We start from the raw sequence: 6,710 nt of genomic DNA on the forward strand, positions 1-6,710 counted from the left end.
TTCGCGACGCTACTTGACGCTGGCCGTCACCGTGCCGGCCGCGACCCGACTCTGCGCTGTAGGCGCCGTCGGTGTCGTGTCTGGGACCCGACCCGGCCACCAGACTCGGTCGCCATGCAAGCCGAAGATCGCGGGGACCAGCACGGTGCGCACCACCAGGGTGTCCAGAACGACCCCCAGCCCGACGATCAGGCCGAGCTGACCGAGCGTGACCAGCGGAAGCACCCCGAGGGCAGCGAACACCGCGGCGAGCACGATGCCTGCGCTGGTGATCACGGCCCCGGTGCCCGCCACCGCGCGGACCATCCCCTCGCGGGTCCCGTGCACGCCGGCTTCGACCCGAGCCCGGTGGACCAGGAAGATCGTGTAGTCGATGCCCAGTGCGACGAGGAAGACGAAGGCGAGCAGTGGCACCTGTAGGTCGAGCGCCGGCCAGCCGAACAGGTGGCGTCCGATCCACGCCCCGGCGCCGATCGTCGCCAGCGCGCTCAGAGCGTTGACGCCGAGAAGCAGCCCTGCGGCGACAAGCGACCGGGTGAGGGCGAGCAGGACGAGGGCAGTGACGACCAGGATGATCGGCGCGATGAGCCACAGGTCGCGGCTGTTGCCGACTCGTGCGTCGAGGTCGGTCGCCTGCTGGCCACCGACGAGGGCTTCGGCCCCGGTTACACCGTGGGTGGCGTCGCGTACGGCCTCCACGAGGTCACGGGCACGCGGCGAGCCGGGGTCGGCATCGGTCACGACACTGATACCGGCGAGGTCGGGTTGACCACCGGCTGTCTGTCCGCCGGGGAGGGTCGACGTGACGCCCGGAACTGCCGTCACGGCCTTCACCACCTGCTCGAGATGGTCGGCGCGCGTCACAACGAGCAGCGGCTGGGCCGCTCCAGCCGGGAAGTGTGCGGCGAGGACCTGCAGACCCGTGGCCGACTCCGAGGCGACCCGGAACTTGGCCGTCTGCGAGAGTCCGACCTGCGTCCCGATCAGGCCGCCGGTGAGGACGACCAGCAGGGCGAGCACCGCGACGACGACCGCTGCCGGACGGTGCATGACGCGATGGGCAAGGCGGCCCCAGACCGACGCATCGCCGGGGTCCGCCGTGCCAACCTGCGGGACGAACGGCCAAAAGACCCGAGGACCGCATACGGCCAGTGCGGCGGGGAGCACGACCAGCACCGCGGCGAGGGCGACGACGAGGCCGACGGCGGAGGCGATGCCAAGCCCGTGGGTACCGGGGACCACGGCCAACGCCAAGGTGGCGAGACTGACGACGACGGTGGCATTGCTGGCGAGGATCGCGGGGACCGTGGCCCGCCACGCGGTGGCCAGCGCCGACCGGTGTTCGGTGGTGTGACGCAGCTCCTCGCGGTACCGCGAGATGAGCAGCAGCGCGTAGTTCGCCCCGGCCCCGAAGACGAGAACGCTGACGATCCCCGTGTCGAACTGGAGGCCCAGGGCGGAGCCGACTGCGGTGGTGAGCACGCCAGCCACCTGGTCGGCGAGGCCGACGACGGTCAGGGGGATCAGCCATAGGACGGGCGACCGATAGGTCAGCAGGAGCAACAGCGCGACGACGCCGACGGTCACGAGCAGGAGCGTGATGTTGGCTCCGTCGAAGGACGAAGCGATGTCCGCACCGAAGGCGGGACCGCCCGTCACCTGCACCGTGAGGTCGCTCGGCGCCTTCTCTCGCACGAGCTCGCGGATCGACGCGACCGTTGCGACATTCGTGGCGTTGTCGGCGGAGGCCTGGATCGGCACCTGGACCATCGCGGCCAACCCGTCCTGCGCCGTCACGGGAGGACTGGGCCGGTGACCCAGCGCGGTGGGCATCGTGGCCCCGAGAGCGGCCGCGGCGCCCTCGTCGGCAGGCGTCAACGACGAGCCGTCGGCGCGGGTGATGACCAGGAGCACGTTCTGGACCTGGCTGTCGGGGAACTGGGTCGCCAGCTGGGCGACACGGGCCGACTCCGAGGCCGCGGGAGCGGTGTCCGCCCGCGCTGAGGCGGTGGCACCCCGGAGGCCGCCGAGGGCCCCAAGGGTGAGGAACACCCCGAGCGCGAGGGTGAGCCATGCGCCGCGGCGGGAGGTGAGGTGGGAGATCATCAGAGTCCTTTCCGGATGGCGCGAGCCGGGGCTGGCATCGGGGTGATTTTGGGCGCGTCGGGACCGGCCTTGGCTCGACCGGGACCGGCCTTGGCTCGACCGGGCTCGGTCAGGCACAGCGAGGTATGCGCGATGAACGGCACACGCCTACGAGGGGTTGTCTGGTGGGCCGCCTCAGCCGGAGGAAGCAGCTGTGGCTCGGGCGGCCCGGGCCACTCGAAGCGCACCGAGGAGGCCGAGGAGCAGGAAGACGACCGCGACCGATACCGATACTCGGGCGGCGTCGGCGAACCCGCCGGCCAACGCGTGGGTGACCTGAGGGCCGAGGGCGCCGAGCTGACCGTGGGTGCCCTCGGCCTGGAGCGCCTGGATCGCGCCGCCGGCACTCGTGCTGGTGCTCGTCGCGAGGGTGCCGGCCATGGTGGCCGGCAGGCCGTCGACCGCAGCCAGGCGTCCCGGGAGCACGGCGCCGAGGCCGACGGCGAGTGCGCTTCCGGCGAGGGCGCTACCGAGGGCCGCCCCTACCTGGCGCACGGTCGACTGGGTGGCCGAGGCGGAGCCGGACCGGTCGATCGGGATGTCGGCGAGGACGGTGGAGGTCAGCTGGGCGGACGCGAGACCGAGGCCGATCCCGTAGACGGTCATCGGCAGGGCGACGGCCCAGGGGTTCAGAGACGCGGAGAGCAGGAGCGCGACGGCGCCAGCACCGACGATCTCGAGGACGAGCCCGATGATGACCACCACCACGGGAGACCAGCGCTCGGCGAGGTGGCGGGCCTGGGCGCCTGAGATGAAGGCTCCGACCGCCATTGCCGCGAGGACCAGGCCGGCCCCCATGATCGTGAGGCCGAGGGCGTTGACGAGGTAGAGCGGCAGGACGAAGACGAGAGCGAACTCACCGGCCGCGACCGCGGTCGCCGTGAGGTTCCCCCACGTGAAGGTCGGAACGGTGAAGAGGGTGAGCTCGAGGATCGCGTCGCGGTGGACCCGGGCCCGGTGCCGCTCCCAGAGAATGAACAGGCCCAGAAAGATGACACCCAGGATCAATGAGACGGGCACGATGGAGATGGCGGCCGTCCCGGGCCAGCTGAGCCCAAGCGCCTGGAAGTCGGCCATCGGCCGCCACCAGCCGAGCCGCGACCCCTCGATCAGCCCGAAGACGATGAGGGCCAGCCCGATGCCGCTGGTGAGCAGGCCGTCGACATCGAGACCCCGAGCCGACACCGCGCTTTTGGTCGCGGGAACCCATCTGAGGGTGCCGACGATGACCAGCACCCCGATCGGGACGTTGACCAGGAAGATCCAACGCCAGTCGAACGAGGTCGTCAGCCAGCCCCCGAGCAGTGGCCCGACGGCCGCCATCCCCGCCATCACCGCCCCCCAGACACCGAAGGCGGTCGCGCGGTCCCGGCCGCGGAACGTGGCGTTGACGGTGGCGAGGGTGGAGGGCAGGACCATGGCCCCGCCGAGGCCTTGGACCGCCCGCGCGGCGATGAGTGTCCCCGCCCCGCCCGACATTGCGGCGGCCACCGAGCCGAGGACGAAGATGGCCACCCCCACGACGAACAGCGTCCGCCGACCGATGCGATCCCCGATCCGGCCGAAGAACAGCAGGAGCGCAGCGAAGACCATCGAGTAGAGGCTGTTCACCCACTGCGCCTCGGTGAGGTCGAGGTGAAGGACGTCGATGATCCGGGGCAGGGCGACGCCGACGATGGTGCCGTCGAGGACGATCATCGACAATCCGCCCGCGAGCACGGCGAGGGCGAACCATCGCCGCGGGTCGTTGGTCGTCGTGGGGTCCTCGCTCCCCAGCCTCCCCTCGGGGGCGAGTACGCCGTCTGGCTTGCTCCCGGATGCGGTGGACTCGACGCTGGTCACCCCGGTCACACCGCCAGCTGCTGCTCGCCGGCCTGGGCTGGGGTGTCGGTGAGCGTCTTGGCCCGGGCGCCGATCGCGAGGAAGATGAGGACGAAGGCCAGGGTGAGGACGATGTGCCCCAGTCCCGAGACACCGGCGATCGCCGGGCTGTCGGCCGCAGCGTTCTGCAGGACCTGGAACACGCCCTTCACGAGCATGCCGCCGGCGGTCAAGGTGAGGCCGATGTTCCAGGTGAGGATGCCCCACCGGAAGCGGCGGTCCAGGTCGAGCCGGAGCATGGCGTTGAGGCCGAGCAGAAGCAGCAGCATCACCGTGCCGAGCACGAGCGTATGCGTGTGAACGACGGAGAGCTGGGTCTGTCCGGTGAAGGCGTTGTGCTTGGTGAGCTCGCGGTAGAACAGGCCGCTCGCTAGACCTACTCCGGTCCAGGCGGCGGCGCTTCGGTACAAGGTGGTGAACATGTTGACCACGCTACGAGCGACCGCGGCGCGGCGACAGCGGCGCACATCGGCCTAAAGGTTGAGCCCGTTGAGCACCACGTCAGATCGGATCGACATGCAGCGCCCTAGTCGCAGACGGCGCCCTTGCTGGCGCTGCCGACCAGCTTGCGGTACTTCGCCAGCACGCCACGCGGGTATCGCGACTCCGGTGGGACGAACCCTTCCGCCCGACGGGCCAGCTCCTCGGCCGGCACGTCGATGTCGAGGGTCGCGGAGGCCACGTCGAGGACGATCGTGTCGCCGTCCTGCACGAACGCGATCGGTCCCCCGTCGACCGCCTCCGGGGCGACGTGGCCGACGCACAGGCCGGTCGTGCCTCCGGAGAAGCGGCCGTCCGTGAGCAGCAGCACGTCCTTGCCCAGCCCGGCGCCCTTGATCGCGCCGGTGACGGCGAGCATCTCGCGCATGCCCGGGCCGCCTTTCGGGCCTTCGTAGCGGATGACGACGACGTCGCCCTTGTGCAACGAGCCGTCCTCGACTGCATCCATGGCCGCACGTTCGCCGTCGAACACCCGCGCCGTGCCCGTGAAGACGTCGGAGTCGAAGCCGGCGGACTTCACCACTGCTCCATCCGGCGCGAGCGACCCGGTGAGGATGGTCAGGCCGCCGGTCTTGTGGATCGGGTTCTGCAGCGCGCGCAGGACCTTGCCGTCCGGGTCCGGCGGGTTGACGCCCTCGAGGTTCTCGGCAACGGTCTTCCCGGTCACCGTGAGGCAGTCACCGTGGAGCAGCCCGGCGTCGAGCAGGGTCTTCATCACGACGGGGACCCCGCCGACCCGGTCGATGTCGGTCATGACGTACTGCCCGAACGGTTTGACGTCGGCCAGGTGAGGTACCCGCGCACCGACGCGTTTGAAGTCGTCGATGCTCAGCTCGACGTCCGCCTCGTGCGCCATCGCGAGCAGGTGCAGGACTGCGTTGGTCGAGCCGCCGAACGCCATCACGACAGCGATCGCGTTCTCGAACGCCGGCCGCGTCATGATGTCGCGGGCCGTGATGCCCTGGCGCAGGAGCTCCACGACGGCCTCGCCCGACTTGCGGGCGAACCCGTCACGTCGACGGTCGGTGGCGGGCGGCGCCGCCGATCCCGGGATGGACATACCTATCGCCTCGGCCACGGAGGCCATGGTGTTGGCGGTGTACATCCCGCCGCAGGCGCCTTCTCCGGGACAGATGGCTCGCTCGATCGCGTCGACGTCGGCGCGCGACATCTTCCCCGCCGCGCACGCACCGACCGCCTCGAAGGCGTCGATGATCGTCACGGTGCGTTCGGACCCGTCGGAGAGCTTCGCGATACCCGGGAGGATCGTCCCGGCATAAAGGAACACCGAGGCGAGGTCGAGACGTGCGGCGGCCATGAGCATCCCCGGGAGCGACTTGTCGCAGCCGGCGAGCAGCACCGACCCGTCGAGCCGCTCGGCCATCATCACCGTCTCGACAGAGTCAGCGATGATCTCGCGGGAGACCAGGGAGAAGTGCATCCCCTCGTGGCCCATGGAGATGCCGTCGGAGACGGAGATGGTGCCGAACTCCAACGGATAACCGCCGGCGGCAAAGACGCCGTCCTTCACGGACCCCGCGAGCCGGTCCAATGAGAGGTTGCACGGCGTGATCTCGTTCCACGAGCTCGCGACCCCGATCTGGGGCTTGGCGAAGTCCTCGTCCCCCATGCCGACCGCCCGCAGCATCCCGCGAGCCGCCGCCTTCTCGAGCCCGTCGGTGACGTCGCGGCTACGCGGCTTGATGTCGGGACGGTCGTGCGTCGTCGTCATGGTGCCGAGCATAGGTCCGCCTCGGACGACACGACGGCGGCCGCCGAGTGGTGAGAACGGGCGGCCGGGCGTTCAGATCTCGGGCTCGGGGACCGTGGCTCCGGTCGGGTCCGTGTCGCCAGCGGGAACGGCGGTCTCGAACAAGGGCGCCACCGCGGCCGCGAGGGCGGCACCCATCAGCGGCGCGACGATGAACAGCCACAGGTGGGCGAGGGAGTCGCCGCCGTTGAACAGGGCCGGGGCTCGCCGCCGTTGAACAGGGCCGGGCCGATGGAACGACCGGGCTGATCGGCACCAGGGTATGCCCTCATCCCGCAGCGTCTGAACCTCGTCCAACGCTGATCGTGGCTGCCGGCGATCTCATCGCCGCTGTCGCCGCCCACGCATCCGGCGTCACCCGCGGCAGACGTGGAAGCGTTCGAGGCTCGCCGTCCCCATCCCCAGCTCCGGC

Annotated in this window: 5 protein-coding genes; all 5 read right to left on the reverse strand. The window is 70.6% G+C overall.

What is annotated here, in order from left to right:
- Positions 1 to 9 precede the first annotated feature (9 nt).
- Positions 10 to 2,106, reverse strand: a complete 2,097-nt coding sequence (locus ABI385_RS09405; protein ID WP_348103487.1) for an MMPL family transporter — start codon at positions 2,104 to 2,106, stop codon at positions 10 to 12.
- Positions 2,107 to 2,280: 174 nt separating this feature from the next.
- On the reverse strand, positions 2,281 to 3,996 hold the full coding sequence (locus ABI385_RS09410) for an MFS transporter (RefSeq protein ID WP_348103488.1): 1,716 nt from the start codon (positions 3,994 to 3,996) through the stop codon (positions 2,281 to 2,283).
- Positions 3,993 to 4,448 carry a DUF2871 domain-containing protein gene (locus ABI385_RS09415; RefSeq protein ID WP_348103489.1) on the reverse strand — a complete coding sequence of 152 codons (456 nt, stop codon included), beginning with the start codon at positions 4,446 to 4,448 and terminating at the stop codon, positions 3,993 to 3,995. Before ABI385_RS09415 ends, ABI385_RS09410 begins: the two co-directional genes overlap by 4 nt.
- A 104-nt stretch (positions 4,449 to 4,552) precedes the next feature.
- Positions 4,553 to 6,259 (reverse strand): dihydroxy-acid dehydratase, encoded by a 1,707-nt coding sequence (ilvD, locus tag ABI385_RS09420; RefSeq protein ID WP_348103490.1) that lies wholly within the window; start codon positions 6,257 to 6,259, stop codon positions 4,553 to 4,555.
- Positions 6,260 to 6,331: 72 nt separating this feature from the next.
- Positions 6,332 to 6,595: a hypothetical protein gene (locus ABI385_RS09425; protein ID WP_348103491.1), complete on the reverse strand. Its 264-nt coding sequence runs from the start codon at positions 6,593 to 6,595 to the stop codon at positions 6,332 to 6,334.
- Between the last annotated feature and the right edge of the window lie 115 nt (positions 6,596 to 6,710).

The sequence above is a fragment of the Lapillicoccus sp. genome, from assembly GCF_039935575.1.
Lineage (GTDB): Bacteria > Actinomycetota > Actinomycetes > Actinomycetales > Dermatophilaceae > Lapillicoccus.

Excerpts from the sequence above, each read along its gene's own strand:
- ABI385_RS09405 (WP_348103487.1), bottom strand. The coding sequence starts at position 2,106 with ATGATCTCCCACCTCACCTCCCGCCGCGGCGCATGGCTCACCCTCGCG.
- ABI385_RS09415 (WP_348103489.1), bottom strand. The coding sequence starts at position 4,448 with ATGTTCACCACCTTGTACCGAAGCGCCGCCGCCTGGACCGGAGTAGGT.
- ilvD (WP_348103490.1), bottom strand. The coding sequence starts at position 6,259 with ATGACGACGACGCACGACCGTCCCGACATCAAGCCGCGTAGCCGCGAC.